Source organism: Neisseria sp. (assembly GCF_030523955.1).
Lineage (GTDB): Bacteria > Pseudomonadota > Gammaproteobacteria > Burkholderiales > Neisseriaceae > Neisseria.
Genome location: NZ_JAUNHL010000001.1, coordinates 100,375 through 119,471, shown reverse-complemented (window position 1 = coordinate 119,471; position 19,097 = coordinate 100,375). Strand labels below are relative to the sequence as shown.

16 protein-coding genes, 1 pseudogene and 1 CRISPR repeat array are annotated in these 19,097 nt (G+C 50.9%); of the genes and pseudogenes, 2 read left to right on the top strand and 15 right to left on the bottom strand.

The window, feature by feature from the left end:
* The 4 genes from Q4C79_RS13165 to Q4C79_RS00530 all read right to left on the bottom strand — a co-directional run.
* Positions 1-89 (bottom strand): hypothetical protein (locus Q4C79_RS13165; protein WP_368492194.1); only part of this gene is annotated, 89 nt, incomplete at its 3' end.
* 210 nt (positions 90-299) lie between these two features.
* Complete coding sequence (locus Q4C79_RS00540) at positions 300-983, bottom strand: DUF305 domain-containing protein (RefSeq protein WP_303089072.1); 684 nt, start codon at positions 981-983, stop codon at positions 300-302.
* A gap of 155 nt (positions 984-1,138) precedes the next feature.
* Positions 1,139-2,317, bottom strand: coding sequence for a family 20 glycosylhydrolase (locus Q4C79_RS00535; RefSeq protein ID WP_303089071.1), 1,179 nt, complete (start codon positions 2,315-2,317; stop codon positions 1,139-1,141).
* Positions 2,318-2,564: 247 nt separating this feature from the next.
* On the bottom strand, positions 2,565-4,409 hold the full coding sequence (locus Q4C79_RS00530; protein ID WP_303089070.1) for a BCCT family transporter: 1,845 nt from the start codon (positions 4,407-4,409) through the stop codon (positions 2,565-2,567).
* A gap of 443 nt (positions 4,410-4,852) precedes the next feature.
* On the opposite strand from Q4C79_RS00530, the gene Q4C79_RS00520 reads away from it, so the two are divergent.
* Both Q4C79_RS00520 and Q4C79_RS00515 read left to right on the top strand, forming a co-directional pair.
* Positions 4,853-5,785, top strand: a complete 933-nt coding sequence (locus Q4C79_RS00520; protein ID WP_303089068.1) for a LysR family transcriptional regulator — start codon at positions 4,853-4,855, stop codon at positions 5,783-5,785.
* Positions 5,786-5,933: 148 nt separating this feature from the next.
* Entirely contained in the window at positions 5,934-6,974 is a 1,041-nt protein-coding gene (locus Q4C79_RS00515; RefSeq protein ID WP_303089067.1) for a nitronate monooxygenase family protein, read from the top strand.
* Between the two features lie 74 nt (positions 6,975-7,048).
* A CRISPR array of direct repeats spans positions 7,049-7,952; the repeat unit is 32 nt; unit sequence GTTTCAACACGCAGCCGCCCGAAGGCGGCTGA.
* Positions 7,953-8,142: 190 nt separating this feature from the next.
* Here Q4C79_RS00515 and cas2 read toward each other — a convergent pair.
* The 11 genes and pseudogenes from cas2 to Q4C79_RS00460 form a co-directional block, all read right to left on the bottom strand.
* On the bottom strand, positions 8,143-8,436 hold the full coding sequence (gene cas2, locus Q4C79_RS00510) for a CRISPR-associated endonuclease Cas2 (protein ID WP_303089066.1): 294 nt from the start codon (positions 8,434-8,436) through the stop codon (positions 8,143-8,145).
* 64 nt (positions 8,437-8,500) lie between these two features.
* Positions 8,501-9,514: a type I-C CRISPR-associated endonuclease Cas1c gene (cas1c, locus tag Q4C79_RS00505; RefSeq protein WP_303089065.1), complete on the bottom strand. Its 1,014-nt coding sequence runs from the start codon at positions 9,512-9,514 to the stop codon at positions 8,501-8,503.
* A 142-nt stretch (positions 9,515-9,656) separates the two neighbouring features.
* On the bottom strand, positions 9,657-10,997 hold the full coding sequence (locus Q4C79_RS00500) for an HNH endonuclease (protein WP_303089064.1): 1,341 nt from the start codon (positions 10,995-10,997) through the stop codon (positions 9,657-9,659).
* Positions 10,931-11,536 (bottom strand): CRISPR-associated protein Cas4, encoded by a 606-nt coding sequence (gene cas4, locus Q4C79_RS00495; RefSeq protein ID WP_303089078.1) that lies wholly within the window; start codon positions 11,534-11,536, stop codon positions 10,931-10,933. Before cas4 ends, Q4C79_RS00500 begins: the two co-directional genes overlap by 67 nt.
* 59 nt (positions 11,537-11,595) lie before the next feature.
* Positions 11,596-11,925, bottom strand: a pseudogene (locus tag Q4C79_RS00490) (type I CRISPR-associated protein Cas7); the annotation flags it as partial.
* Positions 11,926-12,244: 319 nt separating this feature from the next.
* Positions 12,245-12,844, bottom strand: coding sequence for a plasmid pRiA4b ORF-3 family protein (locus Q4C79_RS00485; RefSeq protein ID WP_303089063.1), 600 nt, complete (start codon positions 12,842-12,844; stop codon positions 12,245-12,247).
* Positions 12,845-13,544: 700 nt separating this feature from the next.
* Entirely contained in the window at positions 13,545-14,855 is a 1,311-nt protein-coding gene (gene drt2 / locus Q4C79_RS00480; protein WP_303089062.1) for an antiviral reverse transcriptase Drt2, read from the bottom strand.
* Between the two features lie 415 nt (positions 14,856-15,270).
* Complete coding sequence (locus Q4C79_RS00475; RefSeq protein WP_303089077.1) at positions 15,271-15,459, bottom strand: DUF3418 domain-containing protein; 189 nt, start codon at positions 15,457-15,459, stop codon at positions 15,271-15,273.
* 42 nt (positions 15,460-15,501) lie between these two features.
* The gene (gene vapC, locus Q4C79_RS00470; RefSeq protein WP_303089061.1) at positions 15,502-15,903 is read right to left on the bottom strand and encodes a tRNA(fMet)-specific endonuclease VapC; all 402 of its coding nucleotides are present in this window, start codon (positions 15,901-15,903) and stop codon (positions 15,502-15,504) included.
* Positions 15,904-15,905: 2 nt separating this feature from the next.
* Positions 15,906-16,130, bottom strand: coding sequence for a type II toxin-antitoxin system VapB family antitoxin (gene vapB / locus Q4C79_RS00465; protein WP_303089060.1), 225 nt, complete (start codon positions 16,128-16,130; stop codon positions 15,906-15,908).
* Positions 16,131-16,252: 122 nt separating this feature from the next.
* Positions 16,253-19,036: a DUF3418 domain-containing protein gene (locus Q4C79_RS00460; protein WP_303089059.1), complete on the bottom strand. Its 2,784-nt coding sequence runs from the start codon at positions 19,034-19,036 to the stop codon at positions 16,253-16,255.
* Positions 19,037-19,097: the final 61 nt, after the last annotated feature.

Below are 19,097 nucleotides of genomic sequence, written 5' to 3'. Positions count from 1 at the left end.
TTCGCGCCTTTCCAAAAGGCTTCGACAGCAAATTTCAGTTCGCGCTTCGCGCCGACGCGCGGATAGCCGGACAGGTGAAAAGTATTCATGGGGATAGCTCCTGTTGGTGAATCTGGTGATACATCGTTAACACAATTTGCAATGATGGCATCATGACGCTTTTTTGCAAAGTGGGCAAACGATAAATTTGCATAGTTGTATGAATGAAATTAATAATCAGGCTGAGTAAATAATTATGGGTAAATAAGAGAAATGCCTGTCTGAAAAAGCTTTTCAGACAGGCATGGTGTATTTACGGCTTAGTGGTGAGCGGCCGGTGCGGCTGAATGTTTTTCCAGCCAGCGCTTCATAAAGGCGATTTCGGCATTCTGGGCGCGGATGATGTCTTGCGCCAGTTCGCGCAGGCGTTTGTCGGTGCCGTATTTCAATTCGATTTCCGCCATTTTTACCGCGCCCTGGTGGTGCGGCAGCATGCCGGCGGCAAAGGCAGTATCGGGGTTTTGTTGGCTGATGCCTTTCATCATGTCATCGTGCATACTTTTCATGGAAGCATCGTATGCGGCAACATGGGGCGGCGCGTAATTGCCGGCGGGCTGGGACGGGTTTTTCGACAACCACCATTGCAGCAGTTTGATTTCGGCGCTTTGGGCGCGGATGATGTCTTTCGCCAAGCGGCGCATCTGGCGGTCGGTACCGTATTTCAATTCGATTTGTGCCATTTCCACTGCGCCTTGGTGGTGCGGCAGCATGCCGGCAGCAAAGGCGGCATCGGGATTTTGCAGGCGGATACCTTTCATCATGTCCTCGTGTATGCCCATCATGGCGGCGTTGTATTCTGCCGCATGGGCAGGTGCATCGGCGGCGGGAGCCGGGGCGGCATGCATGGTGTGGGCGTTGTGCCCGTGTTGGTGTTCATGAGCGGCCGGTGCGGCTTGCACTAGGGCGCAGGCACAGATCAGCGTGCTTAATAATAGGGCTTTCATGGGTGTTCCTTGGAGGGTTTATCGATGAAGTGCGGCAAGCTTACAGCTTAACCTTGGGTAAAGGTCAAGTGCTTTGGTTTAAAGCGGGGGCGGTATAACAAAAAAGAGCGCGGTAAAAAGCGCTCTTGATGTTGTGTAACGATGGCGGCCGGTAATTAATTCCGGCTGTCGGCTTGGGTTTTCTGGATCACGGCGGCCAGCAGGTCGGCGGTGTAATCGTAAATGTTTTCGCCGCTGAGCGAGCCGCTGTATTCCCCCCAAATCGAGAGGGCGGAACCGGCGATTTTGCCGGTGTCTTTCACGGCGTTTTGGTGGTTTTTGCCGTCCCACACGCCGAGCGACCAGTTGTTGCGGATGTCTTGCAGGGCGTATTGGCTGTTGTGACCGTTGTCGCTGCCGTCTTTGGGAACAACGTATAAGTAATAGGAATTGTAGTTCAGTACGGAAAACCCTTTGTCCAGCAGGTCGGGCATGCTGGCGCGCAACTCGCGACGGTATTGTGCGGTGCCGCGGTCGGGGGTGTCGCCGTCGTAGCTCCAATAAGTAATTTGAATATTGCGGTTGAGGCGGTCGAGGGTGGAATGAATGATGCCGTCGTTCCACATGCGGGTTTTCAGGCCTTTGCCGTCAAGGTATTCTGCCAGGCGGTTGGCGTAATCGATGAATTGGCCGTTGTTCTCGGCGCTGTAAGCGAATTCGTCGCCGCCGATATGGAAATGACGGCTGGCCGCGCCGAAGGCATCGGCAGTTTCTCCTATTAGCGACTCCATCAGTTGCACGCTTTCGGGGTTGCTAACGTCGAGCTGCCCCGGTTGGTCGGGGGCTTGCAGCGAGGCGACATAAGGTTTGCCGTGGCGCAGTTCGAGCAGGTCGAAGATGGCGTTCATGTGGCCGGGGCTGTCGATTTCAGGTATCAGCTCGATGTTTTTGACGGCGGCGTAGGCTTTGATTTCATCCAGTTGCCGATAGCTCAGAAAGGGTTTGTTGGTTTGCGGATTGATGTATACGCCTTGCTCGTCGACCTTGGCATTCTCGGCACGTTGGTTGAGCAAAGTGCTTTCAAGGGCGAAGTTTTCATTATCTGAAAAATGCAGGTGCAGAAAAGTACCGCCGGAGGCGCTGAGGGTGTCGATAAAACTTTTGATCACGGATACCGGATAGAAGCGGCGGGCGGTATCCAACATGAGTCCGCTTTCTTTACGCATATTTTGTTGGGTCGTGGCTGAGTGGGTTATTGGTTCGGATGAGGTACCGGCATTGGCTTGTGCGGCCGGCGACAGGGATAAGGCAAGCAACAGAGGCAGGGTGAAGTAAAAACGATTGGGCAAAGTCATATATTTTGTTGGTTTGTTTAAGATGTGTGTGATGAATATATTATCGTTTAGCCGGGCGCGGATGAACAGCCAAGCTTTGCAAGGCGGGTTTAAAGTTGTGCCAAGTTTGTTCAGTTTATGGCAGATAGCGTGAAGGTTTATGAAAATGGGATGACCGCTTACTTTTATAAGGGATCAAGAAAATGCCTGTCTGAAAATGCTTTTCAGACAGGCATTTTGCGGGTTCGGCCTTTAAACAGGCAATCCCTTAGCTTTTATTGCCGTCGTCGTTGCCGCTACCGTTTTGCTGCTCGCGGATTTCACGGTAAACCGCCTGCTGCGCCAATACCGATCCTTCGGGAGCTTCGGAGGTTTCGCCCTGTTCCCACGGGGCGTTTTCCGGCAACTCTTCGATGTGGATGGTTTTCAGCGAATAATCGGGCTGGTAATGCAAATCGTATTTGGCTGCCTTGATGGTGGAGAGCATGATCAGGCTCATGATCAGCAACAAAGGCGCACCGGCGAAGATGGAAGCGGTTTGCAGCGTGGAGAGCCCGCCGATAAACATCAATACCGCCGGCATAAAGCACAGGGTGAACGCCCAGAACAGGCGGTTCCAGCGGTGCGGTTCGTCGTCTACTTCGTGTTGTACTACCGAGGCCAGAATATAGGAAATGCTGTCGAAGGTAGTTGCGGTGAAAATCACTGCCAGCGAGATAAACGCCGCAATCACCAATTTGGCCATCGGCAGGGTTTTGAGTACGGCGAAAATAGCGGCGTTCGGACTTTGGTTATTGAGGATGGAAACCACATCCAGCGCACCTGACAATTGCAGATACATGCCGTAGTTGCCCAATACGATGAAAAACACTGCGCAACCGAGCGAGCCGAAGAAGATGGAGCCCACCGCCATTTGGCGGATGGTGCGGCCTTTGGAAATCTTGGCGATAAACAAACCGATGGTAGGTGCAAATACCAGCCACCATGCCCAGTAAAACACCGTCCAGTCTTGCGGGAAATGGGTGTTTTTAAAACCGTGTTGCTCGAATTCGCCGAAGGCTTCCGTCCAAGTCATCATGCTCACCATCTGGGTGAGCGAGCGGCCGAGGCTTTCCAGGCCGGTATTCAGAATAAACACAGTAGGGCCGCATACCAAAACGAAAATCAAAAAGGCGATCGCCATGTAAAAATTAATATTGGATAAAAACTGGATGCCGCTGCGCAAGCCCTGATAGGCGCTGTAAGCGAAAATCATGGTGGTAACCAGCAATACCGAGAGTTGTACCCACAAAGTATTGGGCGTGCCGAACAATTCGTGCAAGCCCTCGGTAATCATCGGCGAGGCGAGGCCCAGTGTCGTGGCGCCGCCGCCGATCATGCCGAATACGAAAAACACATCGACCAATTTACCCCAATTGCTCTTGGCGAATTTTTCGCCGAACAAGGGCATCAGGCTTTGGCTGACTTTCAAAATCGGCGAATTGCGCACATGGGCGAAATAGGCAATGGAAATGGCCGGTACCAGATAAATCGCCCAAGCCACCGGCCCCCAGTGGAACAAACCGTAGGTAGAAGCCCAGCGTATCGCCTCGGGCGAGCCGGGCGCAATGCCGAAGGGCGGCCCTTGGTAGTAATACATCCATTCCAAAATGCCCCAGTAAAGAATACTGGCGCCGATGCCGCCGCAAAACATCATCGCCGCCCACGATCCGGTTTTGAATTCGATGTCGTCTTCGGCTTTGCCCAATTTGATGTTGCCGATATCGGAACAGCAAATATAGGTAACGAATACCAGCGAGAGCACGCCGAAGGCCAGATAAGCGCCGCCCAGTTTGTTGGTAACGAACGCTTTGGTAGCGGCCACCCAATCGGCGCCTTGTTCAGGAAAGGCCACCAAGGGCAGGGTAACGGCTACCAAGATAAACAGCGTACCGAAAAAGGTGAATTTGTCGATACGGGTATCGGGGGTATCGGAAGTGTGCTGCTTGAAATTTTTATCGGAATCAAACATCCCCAAGTGCCGGTAGGTGGTGGCGGGGCGTTTGGTTAACGGTGAATAAGCGGCGGTGTTTTCTGTCGGCCGCGAAGAAGAGTTAGAACGGTTTGCAGACAATGTTGGCTCCTTTTTTGGTTATTTGCGAGTGTCATGTCGGTTTTCCGGGGTGATGCGATGCTGCGGTTATGCAATTCGAATGTAAATGTGTTCCGAAATTATGTTAGAGAAAGATAGCATTATAACACAGAATTAAAGTTTTGATTTTGTTGAATTTAATAAAAATATGCTTAATAAGTAGTACGGATTGGGCGGCAAAATAGCCGAGACCTTTGCAAAATACCCAGATGTGGATGAGGTTCGAGGCGTAGCAGCACAGCGAGTGCAGACATATCAGATAGATAGGCAAACGAGCGAGCAACGCGCAACGAAGAAATTCGCCGCAGATGGGTATTTTGCAAAGGTCTCTAGCCGACGGTTGCCCCTGCTGTTTTGGCCGTGCCGCGCTTCCTTTATAATCACATTTATCTTTAATCCCGCAATGCCTGCGGCCGGAATCAGCTATGGAATCCATCATCGAATTGCGCCACTTAAAAACCCTGCTGGCTCTGGAAGAAACCGGCAGCGTTTCGCTGGCCGCCAAACGCGTGTTTCTCACCCAGTCGGCGCTGTCGCACCAAATCCGCGCCTTGGAAAACTATTACGGCACGCCGCTGTTCGAGCGCAAATCCAGCCCGTTGCGCTTTACCCCCGCCGGCGAACGACTGCTACGGCTGGCGCGCGATCTGCTGCCGCAGGTATCGGCGGCCGAGCGCGATTTGGCGCAGATTATCGAAGGCGAGGCCGGCGAGTTGCGGCTGGCGGTGGAATGCCATACCTGTTTTGACTGGCTGATGCCGGCAATGGGCGAGTTCCGTCCGTTGTGGCCGCAGGTGGAACTCGACATCGTTTCCGGATTTCAGGCCGATCCGGTCGGCCTGCTGCTGACCCACCGGGCAGATCTGGCGATTGTTTCCGAAGCCGTACCACAAGCCGGAATCACCTACCAACCGCTGTTTGCCTATGAAATGGTGGGTATTTGCGCCAAAGACCATCCGCTGGCCGTTAAAACCGTTTGGGAGGCGCAGGATTTTGCCGATGAAACGCTGATTACCTATCCTGTTCCCGACGATATGCTGGACTTACTGCGCAAAATCCTGCTGCCTGCCGGCATCAATCCGCCGCGCCGCCATAGTGAATTGACCATCGCTATTATCCAACTGGTGGCCAGCCGCCGCGGTATCGCCGCCCTGCCCTATTGGACGGTAATGCCTTATCTGGAAAAAGATTATGTGATTTCGCGGCCGATTACCGGCCAAGGCCTGCAAAGCGAGCTTTACGCGGCCATGCGCAGCGAGGATACCGATAAAACCTATCTCGATAATTTCTGCCAAATCGTGCGCGAACGCGGCTTTGCCGACCTGCCCGGCTTGAGCGTATTGAAAATGTCGGAATAAGCCCGGAATAAACGCCGCCGTTTGCTTTTCAGACAGGCATATTGTATGAAATGCCTGTCTGAAAAACATTTAACACGGTTTGGCTAACCAAGCCCTACCCATGCAATGCCTGTCTGAAACACCATTTCCCCCATCGAGGAGCCGCCGCATGATTGACGTATTATCCGATTTGAAACATCCGATTATCCAAGCGCCGATGGCCGGAGTACAGGGCGTTCGGCTGGCGGCGGCAGTGTGCCGTGCCGGAGCACTCGGTTCATTACCGGCAGCGATGTTGTCTGCCGATCAACTGGCCGGCTCGCTGGCTGCTTTGCATGCCGAAAGCGGCGGTGCGCCGTACAACGTCAACTTCTTCGCCCACCGCACTCCCGCCGTTTCCGCCGAACAGCAAGCCGCCTGGCTATCCTTGTTGCAGCCCTATTTCGACGAATTGGGCATCAACCCGGCCGATATTGCGCAAAACAGCGGGCGCCAGCCGTTTGACGAAGCCGCTTTGCAAGTAGTGGAAACGTATCGGCCGGCGGTCATCAGTTTCCACTTCGGCCTGCCGGAGGCTAAACTTTTGCAAGCGGTAAAAGCAACGGGCGCACAAGTGTGGTCGAGCGCCACCACCGTGGCCGAAGCACGCTGGCTGGCGGCCCACGGTGCCGACGCGGTGATTGCGCAAGGCTGGGAAGCAGGCGGGCACCGCGGCTGGTTCCTCAACCACGATGCCGCCCGCCAAACCGGCACCTTCGCCTTACTGCCGCAAGCGGCGGGGGCGGTCGATATACCGGTTATCGCCGCCGGCGGCATCAGCGATGTCGCCGGCGTACGCGCCGCAATGGCACTGGGCGCCGCCGCGGTACAAGCCGGTACTGCTTTTCTGCTGGCCGACGAAGCCGACACCCGCCCCGCCCACCGGACCGCCCTGCAAAGCCCGCGCGCCGAAGCAACCGTGGTCACCAATCTGTTGAGCGGCGGCATGGCGCGCGGCATCCCCAACCGGCTGATAGACGAAATAGGCGCTGTCCACCCCGCCGCATTACCCTTTCCCTTAGCAGGCGCCGCCATCGGCTTTCTGAAAGTAGCCGCCGAAGCAAAAGATTCGGATGATTTCAGCACCTTCTGGGCGGGGCAAAACGCTCCGTTGGCGCGCACGGGTTCGGCGGCGCAGATTGTGGCCAGATTGGCGGCCGGGTTTACATGAGTGCAGAGCTTAGCCGTGTTAGATATTGTGGCTACACTACCTAGAGTCGCTGTAAATATTTTCTTGATAACTTAGTCTCAACACACAGCCGCCCGAAGGCGGCTGAACCAGCCTTAGCCAAAACATTAAAGGCCGACGCGTGTTTCAACACGCAGCCGCCCGAAGGCGGCTGAACTCTTTTACTAAAGACGATTTCACTTTGAGATAGTTTCAACACGCAGCCGCCCGAAGGCGGCTGAATATCGCCAGCCTCCACGGCGGCCGCAAACTCCGGGTTTCAACACGCAGCCGCCCGAAGGCGGCTGACGACGCTCCCGGCAGAACCTCCTCAATAAACTCTAGTTTCAACACGCAGCCGCCCGAAGGCGGCTGAGGAAAATAGACGCGGCGCGGCGGTGGGCATACTCCGTTTCAACACGCAGCCGCCCGAAGGCGGCTGATTCGGATGTTATTACAAGGCCGCGCGTGGATTTCATGTTTCAACACGCAGCCGCCCGAAGGCGGCTGAGCTCAAAAAATTTTAATTGTGAAATTGTCTGGCTTGTTTCAACACGCAGCCGCCCGAAGGCGGCTGAGAATTATCCGCGTACCAACAATAGCATGCCTCATCGTTTCAACACGCAGCCGCCCGAAGGCGGCTGAATTTCCTACGGCTCCCGGCGGCATCTTGCCGCGCGTTTCAACACGCAGCCGCCCGAAGGCGGCTGAACGGTTGCCCGTCATTCTTTGATGCCACTCAAATTTGTTTCAACACGCAGCCGCCCGAAGGCGGCTGAACTTGCTTAGGCGCAGGGCATTCACCATCAGTATTGTTTCAACACGCAGCCGCCCGAAGGCGGCTGAAAGTGATTTAAGCGTCACCACGAACGAAAAAGCACCGTTTCAACACGCAGCCGCCCGAAGGCGGCTGATTCCCTGAGTATGTGTGCCCGCTCCAAGCAATGTAGTTTCAACACGCAGCCGCCCGAAGGCGGCTGAAGCCTCCTCGGAAACTCTTGCTACTCAAGGCTTCTACAGCCCTAAATCGCCAAAGTCGCCGAAAAAGGCGCAAAGCGAGTATAGCACAGCCTTTTCCCGCCATACATGCTTTGCTAAGTTCCTGATTGTTAAAGAACCTTCCCGTTTCGCCAACCTGCCCGCATTTTGATGAGCACCGCAGGTTAGCGACTCACACAATCAGCGTGTCTTGGAACACGTCCACCGCCGCTTTTGCGCCATGGTGTTCCACCTTGCGCCGCCATTTGCTGCCCAAGTGGTAAAAACGCAGGCTGTCGGTTTCGGGGTTATAGGTTTTCAACAATTTTTCTTTCAACACAACCCATTGGTCTGGCGCAATATCGCACTCGAACACCGAATATTGCACGCGCACGCCGTAGTCCTGGCAATGTTTGGCGATACGGCGCAGGCGCGCTTGGCCTTGCGGGTCGTCCAAAGCAATATCGTAAGTAATCAGCATCAACACAGTATTTCCCCTTGTTTATTTTTCAGACAGGCATTAAGGCCGCCTGAATGGCTGCCTGAAAAAATCAACGCATCAAAAACGGCGGATATTCCGCCAAATCGCCGCGCAGATGCCGCGCCAGCAGCATGGCCTGAATATGCGGCAGCAGGCCGACGGCCACTTCTTCCTGCAAAAACGGATGCACAATCTTTTCCTGCTTTTTCGCCTGCAAGGTTTGAAACAGCAGCTTGCGCGCCTCCGGCTTGATATTCACCGCCCCGCCCGCCTCGGTAACAAAATCCTGCGGCTTAATCTGCCCGCGGTTAATCAGCGACAGCACCAGCCTGTCCGCCCACCACGCGCGGAATTCCTCCAGAATATCCTGCGCCAAACTGTCGCGCCCCGGGCGGTCGGCGTGCAGAAAACCCACCTGCGGATCCAACCCCACGCCTTGCAGCGCACCGCTGATGTCCTTGCCCAAAATGCTGTACACAAACGACAGCAGCGCATTCACCCCATCGCGCGGCGGGCGGCGGTTGCGGCCGTCGAAGGCAAAACCGCTGTTTTCGCGCAGCAAATGGCGGAACACACCGAAATAACGCGCCGCCGCATCGCCCTCAATCCCGCGGATTAGCTCCAAACTTTCCGCCCGCTTCAACTGCTGCAAACTAAAATTCAGCGCCGACACCGCCGCCTGCACCTCCTCCTGATCGCCGTGATTGCGCAGCCGCCGCTGCAACACCCGCTTGCCCGACTGAATCTTCGCCGCAATAATATGCCGCGCAATCGGCACCGGATTGTGCTCCGACAGCCGGTATTGCGCCCGCCGCAACAACACATTGCCACTCTGCCGCCCCTGCAAGCGCCCCAAAAAACGCCCGTTTTCGGTAAAAAACGCCAGATTCACATTGTTTTCGCCGCAAAACCCCATCAAAAACGGCGACACCAGCACATTGCCGAAACAGAAAATATGCCCGATGGAATGCACCGGCAACTGCGCCACCTTTTTGCGCTCCTGCTCCACCACCAGCGTTTCCCGCTCCTTATGCAGATAACTGCCCTGCGTGGTGATATACAGCGTGTTTTGCAGCTTGCGCATGGTTGAAAAACTCCCTTGATTTTGACCGCACTTTTGTTTTGGAACGGCTTGTTGTTTAGGCCGTCTGAAAAATAACATCTTGTTTTCAGACAGGCATTAAATAGACAATGCCTGTCTGAAAAAGGTTTTACCGCAGATTACGTTAGACAAAGCCCACATTTTCCAACTGACCACTAACACACTTAAAAATTTCCTTTTTTTGTTCTTCAGAGATATGAGGAAATTTTTCTTTTATGGTTTTACTCAAAAGAAATTTTTTTACATCAAACTCTTCATATTTTTCAGCATCTGATTTTAATATTAAACCCACTCCTTCAGGTATTTTGCAACAAGCAGAACCAATATATAAGCGTTGCCTTGCTTCTTCTGGTAAGTCTTTATGTTCACATATCTTTAATACAAATTCGCTACAATTAATACTTAAGTAGCCCATTACATCTTTTTCTATTTGAAAAATAGCAATTACAATTGCATTGTTTTCTGACAAGAAAAAACTATTTTCTCCCGACTTCAAACGCATTTTGAATCGACCCATATCATAATCAGGTAAAACTGATTTTGAAGAATATGTTCTAATAATCTCTATTAACTTAGTAGAAATATTATGATGAACGAACTTACTCCCCAAAAAGCCACATAAAACACCCAAATAAAGTTTAGACAAAAAACGCACATAATCATTTAAATCAATCAATAAACTTGACTTAAACCCATTAGAATTTTTTGCAGCCGAAGGACTTAATCTTTCTTTTATTTTTGCTTCTTGTTCAGTAAACTCCCAAATAAACTTTAAATTTCTAACACCCAATTCATTTTTGATTTGCTCGCGATATAGAACCAATTGCTTTTCACCAGAAATTGAATCACATAAAAAATCAATACAAAGTAAAATCTCTAATTTCTTATAATCTTTAAATTTTATTATAATATTTTTTAATAACTGCTGGATTTCTTCCTTGTCTAGCTCTTTTGTTAAAAATAAAAATAACTGGGATTTTTTGCTCTTGCTTAAGGGGGCATGACCTCCTACCAAGCCAAGAAATTCTTCAGTATTTTCCTTAACCCAAAATGCAAACGACTTATCATTACTCATCATTTCTATATGGCTATTTTCAGATATTAGGTCATGAATTTCATCATCGTCTTCAAAAACTATAGATGTAAATCGACAAAAAAATACTTCATCATTAATCTCATTTAACTCCATTGCATTTATGAACGAGCGAGCAAATCTTGCATCCACATGAGTGCCTAATCCACTATTACATGCTCGACATAAGTTTAATTTTTTAAATTTATCATCACTCTTCTTTCCACCAAGAAACTGTGGAATGGAATGTTCTAATGACATTTCAACGTTATCTTTTTCGCACAAAAAACATTTCATCTTTAACTCACTATTATAAAAAATGTTATTTATTCCCCAAACAACCCTGCCACATACCCCACCGACCGATCCTTCTCCAACAACTTCGGCTGGCAAACCTCCACCAGCGAGCAGGCTTTGCAGCGTTTGCCGTACACCGGCGGCGGAGTTTGCCCGCTTGCCAAGAGTTCGCGCACTTGGGCGATAACTGCCAGCGTTTGCGCCCTAAGGCCGTCTGAAAACACCACCGGCACACGGTGGCGGGTTTGCATATACCACAGCGCGCCTTCGGCTATGGTTGATCCGGTCATCTCCTCCAAACACAGCGCCTGCGCGCAAAGCTGGATTTCGTCGAACGGCTCAGGTTTGGGCTTGCCGCGTTTGTATTCCACCGGTTTCAGACGGCCTGTCTGAATATCGTGCTCCACCATATCAACAATGCCGCTGATGCCCAGCCGCTGCGCCGACACATGCACGCTGCGCTCGAAGCGCACACCTTTGCGCGTTTCCGGCTCGCCCGAATCCACCCGCTCGTGCAGCGAACGCCCCTGCGCGGTCAGATAGTTCTCCGCCCACGCCTGCTCGTTGTGAATCAACGCGCATTGGCGCGGGCAGAAGGCATAGTGTTGCAGGGCGGAGAGGGAAACAGTGGGCAAATCCTGTTCCCCTGCGCCTGCTAGCGGTGGGTTTGCTGCGGTGTTTTGCACATCGGGCATTACAGCAATTCTTCCACGCTCACGCCGTTGAGGCCGTCTGAATCGACACGAATTTGATAGTCGGCAAAACCCGATGCCGGCGTGCCGCTTTCGCCGCCCACGCGCTCGACTTTAACGGCGTCGAACAGTTTGTGCGCGGGCAAACTGCCGAGGGCGGTGTCGTGTTTGAACACGATGAGCTTGCGCGCCGCCATTTCGCCGCGGGCGGCGGAGCGGTCGTGCTCGAACATCAGTTGCAGGGCTTGCCAGAGTTTGGCCAAATCTTCGTCGGAAAAGCCGGTTTTGGCGGCAAGGTTGGCGGAGATAAAGCCGTGCACGCGGTAAAGAGATAGCAACCGTAGGTTGGGCATTTATGCCCGAATTTTATAGCGGATTTAATGACTTCGATATAAAACAGCAAGCCGCAGACAATACGGGTAGCGCTTCAGTGGCCGACAAAACCGCTCTCTTCACGCTTTAGCGCAGCAGTTCCTTCGCAAAAACTCATTAAATCCGTATAAACGCCTTTTTGCAAAAATATTTGCCTGTCTGAAAACTTTTCAGACAGGCATTTTTTGAAGCATTGAGTAAACGCAGCGGCGGTTAACCAACAAACCGAAATAGCCTGATAGCAACCGTAGGTCGGGCATTTATGCCCGAATTTTATAGCTACGCGCGGGGAAATTTGATTTTCTTCGGATCAAAAGCCGCAGCATCGTATTTTAAAATCCGCTTGCCGAAAGATTCCTGCAAATCGGCCACGGCCTGTTGGTAATCCGGCTGGTGCTGGTTGGCAATTACATCCACAATCTCTTGGTAGCCCCAAATGCCGCCCACATCCTCCAGCGCATGGTTCATTGCCCCATTGGTGCAAGCAGGCAGGCGCAGGCGCGGCGGCTTGATCATCAATGCTTCGCACAGAATCACATGCTCCCAATCATCGCCCATATCATAGGTATAGATCATGCGTTCGCCCACCGGCAAAACATCACGCAACTTAGGTGCCGTTTCCATAGCCCGGCGCTCGCAATCTTCAGGGTCGTCAAAATCAAAGTCTTCAAAATCCGGATAAACCCGCCCGGCAGCACCGCCGTTTTCCATACCGAATTGATACAAATGGCAAGCCTCCCAACCGAAAGCGGCTTGCAAAATCCAGTGCAAATCATAAAGCGTTGCCTCGGCAGGCACCAACAACCGCCGCCATATCTCAGGTTCGGAACCCGCCAGATGCACGCGAAGCTGGAAACATAAAACCGGTTTGGCCATCATAATCACCTGTACACATTCTGAAATAAAACAGTAGGGTAAACCGGTTCGGGCGGGCTGTAAACCGCTATACCGATATAAATCTGCCCAAACGCCCGCGCAAACACGCGGCAACGCCCACCCGCAGCAAATGGCACACCCCACCCTCAACGGCGTGACACAAGGCTTGCGCAATACCGGTTAAGGTTGGCTGAGTGAAAAAAGGCTGAGACCTTTGCAAAATTCAAATTGCTATCTAAAAAATCTGAACTCCGTCATTCCCGCGTAGGCGGGAATCCAGCCTTTAAACCATTAAGTATTTTATTTCAATAGTTTACGAAAAACGACTAGATTCCCGCCTACGCGGGAATGACGATGGTTGAATATTTCAGACGGCCTAAATGAATTTTGCAAAGGTCTCGGCCTTGTCGGGTTTGCGGTTTGGTTCGTATTGTGAGCGGTAGGGTGTGTGGCGTAAGCCACGCACGCGGTAGATGGAAACTCAAACAACGCGTGCGCGCCAAGGGCGCACACCCTACACATGCGGGCTACGCTGGCTGTTGTAAATGGTGCACCTCACCATCAACGGTATGGCACAAGGCTTGCGCAATACCGGTTAAGGTTGAATGGACGAAAAAAGGCCGTCTGAAAAACTGCTTGGCAGGATTTCAGACGGCATGTAATAGAATGTTGGGTTTGTAGTCCAACTTACGTTTCTATTAATTTAATAATCTGCCTTAATTCTGCATTGAAGCTTTTTCCACAAGGGTTTTAATTGTTTTTTAATTGGTGAAGAACCCATAATTACAGCTGCTCTTTTTCCATAAGAAACAAAATTTCTTTTGCCAAAGTGAGAATAGGCTGAATATAATTTTTTCGTGTATAACTTTTTATTCGGTATGCATTTTCTTGCACGGATGGAATTATATTTCCTTTGAGTTTGCTTAGCTAAACTAACTCCCCGTTTCATCTTTTTTGAATATTTTGTAAATGCTGCTGGGCGAATAGTAATAGATTCATCCTTTAAAATAAATCCCAAATACTGAAGTTTTCTCTCATTAAGAATTTTCTTTTTATTAGCATCATAAATAAAGTTAATAATCTCTGTTTTATTATTATTTATTTGCAATTTTAATTTTTCAATTTCCTGGTTGATTAATTCTTTAATATTATCTACTTCTGAGGTTGGAATTATACATAAAATATCATCACAGTATCTTAAATATAAACCATCTATTTTTTTAATTTCATCATTTAAAAAAACATCAAAATCTATCATGTAAACATTAGATAATAAAGCACTGATTGGAGAACCTTGAGGCACTCCTTTTTCCTTATTTGAAATAAAAAAGTTTTCGTTTTGGAATGGTAAAGATAATTTATATTTCCTTCTAAGATTCCTAAATTCATTTGGAGTACAAATTCTTTTTCTATTATTACTTCTTGAGGTATGAGGGGATATTTTAAATTCTTTGAACAAAAAATCTTTTGGTATTATCGTGTATTGAGTAATGGCTTTAAATACAGCAAAATGATCGGCAGGTAATGTTGATACTCCTAATACCTCACACCATTTTTTCTTTAAAATCTTATGATTTAGGTTGCCAAAAAAATCCGATATATCCAATGCAATGACTGAGCAATTTTTTATCTTTTTAATATAGCTAAATGCTTGTTTGGCAAAGTCAATATTATTTCTTCCTAGTTTTCGAAAAGCTAAGACTGATTGATTAATATTATCATATTTATTGGTTATTAAATTTTCATACTTTTCGCCTAGGATATATGCATAATAGCTAAAGATGTGGCTATCTTTATGGGCAGCATAAGATATTGTTCTGTTTTTGAATTCTCGGGTTAACTCGCCATTCTCATTTTTCTTTAATTTTGGTGTTGATAAAGTACACGAAATGAACGGATAAAAACTATGAGTTGAGATGAGCTGGGGAGAGGAGACGAGTTTAGTCGCATTTTCTAGACTGATTGGAGTATCGAAATGCAAATATCCTCGAATTTTAAACCAAGATTTATCCATATAATATTTATTTTTAGTATAGGTAGCAAAACTAAGAGCTTAGGATTGCGGCGATCCCTAGCTACTTTAACAGAAGCTAACAGCTCTTAGTATAGCCGAGCACTCTACAAGAGCACCATTTTACATATCATCGCATGATAACAACTTTATGTAGGCCGCTAATGTGCTAAAGATGAATTATAATCAAACAGATATAATTACAAAGGATTTAAACATGACAATGAACTATGCCATTCGTTTCCTGTGGATAATTCTGTCATGGTCTATGGCAAGCTTCCAAGCTTTCATTGACCTTGACAGTCTGCTGACGGCCTCATTTTTCTAAAACAAAATGAGCATTTGAATGCTAACATATTTAAAGCAAGCAGTATATTGATTTTTGTCGGGTATAAATGCCCGACAAAAATCAACTACTTCAACCCTCCCACTTTTTCCGCAATCTCTTCACCAACACCGGATACGGCGTTTTCAACTCCTGCTCAAACAGAGATAGGTGTAGTTCTTCCTGTTGCCATTGAAACATTTTCAAGCCGTCTGAAAGCGGTTGGTTTTGTTTGGTTAACGCATCCACTTTTTCCTGCCACATTTGTTCCAGCTCTTGAATATCGGCTTCGCACGCGAAGTGTTTCCCTATCCTTACAAACTGTTAAATTGCCCAATTTTCCAGCCGCAGCCCATCCACCCGCTCAAACTCCCTTAAATTATTGCTGACCAACACCAGCCCGCGGCTGCGGGCGTGTCCGGCAATCAACACATCATAATGTCCGATGGGTGTGCCTTGTTTGGCCAGCTCGGCGCGGATTTCGGCGGCATGGGCGGCAGCGTGCGCGTCAAAATCCAATACTTCCAAACGTGCGGCCATACCTTCGACCACGGCCAATGACTTGGTCGGATTTTCGGATTTTTCTGCGCCATATAGCAATTCTGTTAAGACGATACTGCTGATGCACATATGGTCTTGGTGTTTTTGAAACTGCGCGCGCACGGCGGCGGGTTTGTTTTTGATGGTGTAAATGCAGATATTGGTGTCGAGCATATAGCGCAGCATGGTTAGAAGCTCTCCCGCTCGGCTTGGAAGGTAGCTTCGCGATCGGGAAAATCAGCTTGCGGCAGTTGGTCGAACCAGCTATCCCACAGGTTTTCGCTCGGCGTGAGCAGGCGGGATTTGCCGATCACGACAACGGAAACTTTTTTCACGTCATCGGGAAAGGCAACGGCTTTTGGCAGGCGCACGGCTTGGGTTTGATTGTTTTTAAAAATAGTGGCTTGGGTCATGGTATACGCTCCTTGTAGATACTTCGGATAAGTGTAACATGGTTTTCAGCCGCAGGCCGGATATTTATGTCCGATAAAAATAAGCATGCGGTATCCTGTGGTGTCGGGCATCAATGCCCGACCTACTTCAAACCCTCCCACTCCTTCATCAACCGCTTCACCGACACCGGATACGGCGTTTTCAACTCCTGCGCAAACAGCGACACGCGCAACTCTTCCAGCTGCCATTGAAACATCTTCAGGCCGTCTGAAAGCGGTTGGTTTTGTTTTTGCATGGCATCAGCTTTTTCCTGCCACATCTGTTCCAGCGCTTGAATATCGGCTTCGCGTGCGGTGTCGCGGGCGGGGTTGCCGCTGTATTTTTCCATGCGCAGGGTCATGGCTTTGAGGTAAACGGGCAGGCGCGGCCATTGGCTCCAGGGGGTGCGTTGGGCGAAACCGGCGGCAAGCAGGGTTTGCATACGGCTGCGCAAGAGAGCGGCGAGCGGGTGTTTGCCGTTGCCGAGTTTGGCGTTGAGTTCGGCGTAGGCGGCGGCGGTGTCTTGCAGGTAGCGGCTGACGGCTTCTTTGACGGCGGGCAGGCGGCTGCGGGCGCGTTTGATTTGTTCTTTAAAGGCTTTTTCGCTGCGCGGCAATTCGTCGTCGCCGATAAAGGCGCGGTCGCAGATGGCGGTGGTGAGGTCGTCGCGCAAGGTGTCGGCGCTGATGTGTTTGAGCAGCATGGCAGCTTGGGTGAAGCCTGGAATGCCTTTGTTGAGGTCTTTCATATGCTCTTTGAGCTGGAGCTGCATCAGGGCGATGATGCCTTGGCGGTGGGCGGCTTGGGCTGCTTCGGCTGTGTCAAACAGGCGCAGGGCGATGTTGCCGTTTTTTTCTTTTTGCAAACCCAAAAAGCCGGTGAGCTGCTGTTTGCCGCGGGCGAATTTGATGGATTCGGGCAGGGTGCCGATGTCCCACGCCGTTACGTTGTCGCGCTCGAATTCTTGGGTGTTGTCGCGGAAGGTTACGGCGGCGGCTTGGCCTAACTCTTGTTGCAGCCCGGCCAGGTTGCGGCCTATGGCCAGCTCCTGCCCGCCGTCGTCGATGATGCGCAGGTTGAAATAGCAGTGATCGGGCAGCTTGAAGGCTTGCCAGTCGTCGAGATTGATTTGTTCGAGCAGGCGCATATCGCCGGCGGTTTTGGCGATAAAGCGGGCAAGCTGGGGGATAACCGGCTCTTGGCGGTTGGGGCTGCTTTCTAAAAATTTGGTGATGAATTCGGGCACAGGCACGCAGATGCGGCGGATTTGTTTGGGCAGGGCTTTGATCAGCAGTTGCAGTTTTTCGCGCAGCATGCCGGGCACCAGCCATTCGAGCGCGGGGGCGGAGAGGCGGTTGAGCACGGTAAGCGGCACGGTAAGGGTTACGCCGTCGAGCGGGTGGTGCGGCTCGAAGCGGTAGGCCAGTTTGAATTTGCCGTCGTCTGTTTTGTAGAACTTAGGGAATTGTTCTTCGGTGATGTGTGCGGCGGCGTGCTGCATCAGGTCTTCTTTGCTGAGAAACAACAGGCGCGGGTTTTCCTGCTCGGCTTGTTTCAACCAGCTTTGGAAGGTGCGGATATCGGCAAGGGGTTTTGGGGGGTCAGACAGGCATTGTCGGTTCAGGCCGTCTGAAACCGTAGGTCGGGTATTTATGCCCGACGGGGTTTGTGCGCTTGCGTTGGCGGTGTCGGGCATGAATGCCCGACCTACATTGTTTTCAGACGGCCTATACATTTCAGGCAGCCGTTGATTATAAAAATCAAACAGCGCTTCTTCGTCCACCAACACATCCTGCTTACGCGATTTGTGTTCCAGCTCGGCGATTTCGCGGATCAGCTTTTTGTTGTGGACAAAAAAATCGGCTTTCAAATCGCATTCCTGCGCCACCAGCGCGCCGCGGATAAAGATTTCGCGCGCTTCTTCGGGCGCGACGCGGCCGTAGGCGACGGGGCGGCGCGGCAAAACCGTTAAACCGTAAAGGGTTACCCGCTCGCTGGCCACCACTTCGCCGCGCTTCTGCTCCCAATGCGGTTCGAAATAATGATATTTCACCAAATGCGGCGCTTCCTGCTCGATCCATTCGGGCTGGATGGCGGCCACATCGCGGGCATACAGCCGCGTGGTTTCGGTGAGTTCGGCGGCCATCACCCATTTGGGCTTGGATTTGAACAGCGCGGAAGCGGGGAATAAATGAAAGTGCGAACCGCGCGCGCCGGTGTAATCGTGGCCGTCGGGCGATTTCATGCCCACGTTGGCGATCAGGCCGGTGAGCAGGGCGCGGTGGATTTGTTCGTAGCCCGCTTCTTTGGCGGCACGGATTTGGGCGCGGTGCTGCTTTTTATCCAGTTGTTTTTGTTTGAGTTTGGCGGATAAATCTTGGTCGCCTGCCTGTTCAGACGGCCTTAATTGCTCTTGCACGGGCGGCCGTCTGAATGCCTGCTCTTTGCTGGTCAAACCCATTTCAATGGCGATTTCGGCCAATTGGCGGTGCAGCTCGCGCCATTCGCGCATCCGCAGGTGCGATAAGAAATATTGGTGGCACCACTGCACCAACTGTTTGTTCGACAAGCCTTTGTCGCGCTCGCGCTGGAAGCTGTCCCAAATATTCAGATAGGCCAGAAAGTCGGACTGCTTGTCGGTAAACCGCTCGTGCGCCTTGGCAGCCGCTTCGCGCGCCTCAAGCGGCCGCTCGCGCGGGTCTTGAATGGAGAGGGCGGAGGCAATCACCAAGATTTCCGCCATACAGTCGTGCTTTTTCGCCGCCAACAAAATGCGGGCGATTTTCGGATCAATGGGCAACCGCGCCATTTGTTCGCCGAGTTTGGTTAGGCGGTAGCGGGGTTTGGCAGATGTTTTCAGGCCGTCTGAAAAGGGTTCAGACGGCATTTTTGTATTGCTGTTCATGTTTTGCATAATTCGTAGGTCGGGCATTGATGCCCGACAATTA

Excerpts from the sequence above, each read along its gene's own strand:
- drt2 (WP_303089062.1), bottom strand. The coding sequence starts at position 14,855 with ATGGATAAATCTTGGTTTAAAATTCGAGGATATTTGCATTTCGATACT.
- Q4C79_RS00535 (WP_303089071.1), bottom strand. The coding sequence starts at position 2,317 with ATGACTTTGCCCAATCGTTTTTACTTCACCCTGCCTCTGTTGCTTGCC.
- Q4C79_RS00540 (WP_303089072.1), bottom strand. The coding sequence starts at position 983 with ATGAAAGCCCTATTATTAAGCACGCTGATCTGTGCCTGCGCCCTAGTG.
- Q4C79_RS00520 (WP_303089068.1), top strand. The coding sequence starts at position 4,853 with ATGGAATCCATCATCGAATTGCGCCACTTAAAAACCCTGCTGGCTCTG.
- cas1c (WP_303089065.1), bottom strand. The coding sequence starts at position 9,514 with ATGCGCAAGCTGCAAAACACGCTGTATATCACCACGCAGGGCAGTTAT.
- vapC (WP_303089061.1), bottom strand. The coding sequence starts at position 15,903 with ATGCTGCGCTATATGCTCGACACCAATATCTGCATTTACACCATCAAA.
- Q4C79_RS00515 (WP_303089067.1), top strand. The coding sequence starts at position 5,934 with ATGATTGACGTATTATCCGATTTGAAACATCCGATTATCCAAGCGCCG.
- Q4C79_RS00460 (WP_303089059.1), bottom strand. The coding sequence starts at position 19,036 with ATGCCGTCTGAACCCTTTTCAGACGGCCTGAAAACATCTGCCAAACCC.
- Q4C79_RS00485 (WP_303089063.1), bottom strand. The coding sequence starts at position 12,844 with ATGATGGCCAAACCGGTTTTATGTTTCCAGCTTCGCGTGCATCTGGCG.
- vapB (WP_303089060.1), bottom strand. The coding sequence starts at position 16,130 with ATGACCCAAGCCACTATTTTTAAAAACAATCAAACCCAAGCCGTGCGC.